This window comes from Streptomyces verrucosisporus (assembly GCF_017114865.1).
GTDB lineage: Bacteria > Actinomycetota > Actinomycetes > Streptomycetales > Streptomycetaceae > Streptomyces > Streptomyces fenghuangensis.
The window spans coordinates 1-1,801 of record NZ_JADEYH010000070.1; the positions used below are offsets into that span (position 1 = coordinate 1).

The 1,801-nt window shown below is 74.8% G+C and carries 1 protein-coding gene; it reads left to right on the forward strand.

Translation table 11 applies throughout. From position 1 onward, the window contains the following. The coding region (locus IQ279_RS27465) for a beta-ketoacyl synthase N-terminal-like domain-containing protein (protein ID WP_206352031.1) at positions 1–1,801 on the forward strand (1,801 nt) is incomplete at both ends.

Below are 1,801 nucleotides of genomic sequence, written 5' to 3' on the forward strand. Positions count from 1 at the left end.
TGTCCTCGACGACGCCACGGTCGGCTCGCTGACCGGGGCGCAGGTGGAGACGGTCCTGCGGCCCAAGGTCGACGGCGCGTGGCACCTGCACGATCTGACGCGCGGTCACGACCTGGCGGCGTTCGTGCTGTTCTCCTCCGTGTCGGGCATCACCGGTATGGCGGGGCAGGCGAACTACGCGGCCGCCAACACCTTCCTCGACGCGCTCGCCCACCACCGGCGCGCACAGGGCCTTCCCGCGCACTCCCTGGCATGGGGGCTGTGGGACGCGACCGCCGGCATGGGCGGCACGCTCTCCGAGGCGGACGTGGCCCGCTGGACGCGGACCGGTGTCGTACCGCTGGAAGCGGAGCGAGGGCTGCGGCTGTTCGACGAGGCGCTGGCCGTACCCGGGGCGCTCGTCGTACCCGCCGCGCTGCGGCCGGGGCGGGCCGGCGCGGGCGCCGAGCAGCTCCCGGCCGTCTGGCGGGGCCTGGTCCGCACCCGCCGGGTCGCGCGCAGCGCGGGCGCCCCCGGCGCCGGGGACTGGTCGGCGCGGATCGCCGCACTGCCGGAGGAGGAACGGTACGCCGCGGTGCTCGACGTGGTGCGTACGTCCGCCGCCCTGGCTCTGGGGCACTCCTCCGGTGACGCCGTGGACGCCACACGGGCGTTCAAGGAGCAGGGCTTCGACTCGCTCACCGCGGTCGAGCTGCGCAACCGGGTGAACAGTGCGACCGGACTGCGGCTGGCGTCCACGGTCGTCTTCGACCACCCGAGCCTCGACGCGCTGGCCCGCCACCTGCTGGACCGGATCGCGGGTGAGGCGCCGGCCGCCGTGACCGGGGCCCCGGCCACCGCAGGCGCCGACGAGCCCATCGCGATCGTCGGGATGGCGTGCCGCTACCCCGGCGGAGTGGGATCGCCGGAGGACCTGTGGCGGCTGGTGTCCTCCGGGACGGACGCGATCAGCGGCTTCCCCGCCAACCGCGGCTGGGACCTGGAGAGGCTCTACGACCCGGACCCCGAGAGCACCGGCACGTCGTACGTCCGCGAGGGCGGGTTCCTGCACGACGCGGACCTCTTCGACCGGGAGTTCTTCGGGCTCTCGCCGCGCGAGGCGACCGCGACCGACCCCCAGCAGCGGCTGCTGCTGGAGACCGCCTGGGAGGCCTTCGAGGACGCGGCGATCGACCCGGCCGCGCTGCGCGGCAGCAACACCGGGGTGTTCGTCGGGGCGATGTACGACGACTACGCGTCACGGCTGTCCTCGGTCCCCTCCGAGTTCGAGGGGTTCCTGCTGGTCGGGAACACCTCCAGCGTGATCTCCGGGCGTCTCGCCTACGCGTACGGCCTGGAGGGCCCTGCGGTCACCGTGGACACCGCCTGCTCGTCCTCGCTGGTCGCCCTGCACCTGGGGGCGCAGGCGCTGCGGTCCGGGGAGGCCGGACTGGTGATGGCGGGCGGGGTGACCGTGATGGCGGGGCCGAACTCGTTCGTGGAGTTCTCCCGGCAGCGGGGGCTCGCGCCCGACGGCCGCTGCAAGTCGTTCTCCGCGTCCGCCGACGGCACCGCGTGGAGCGAGGGCGTGGGCCTGCTGCTCCTGGAGCGGCTGTCCGACGCCCGTCGCAACGGGCACCGGGTACTCGCCGTACTGCGCGGCTCCGCCGTCAACCAGGACGGCGCCAGCAACGGACTGACCGCGCCCAACGGTCCCTCTCAGGAACGGGTGATCCGGCAGGCCCTCGCGGGCGCCGGGCTGCGGGCCTCCGACGTCGACGCGGTCGAGGCGCACGGCACCGGCACCGCGCTGGGCGACCCG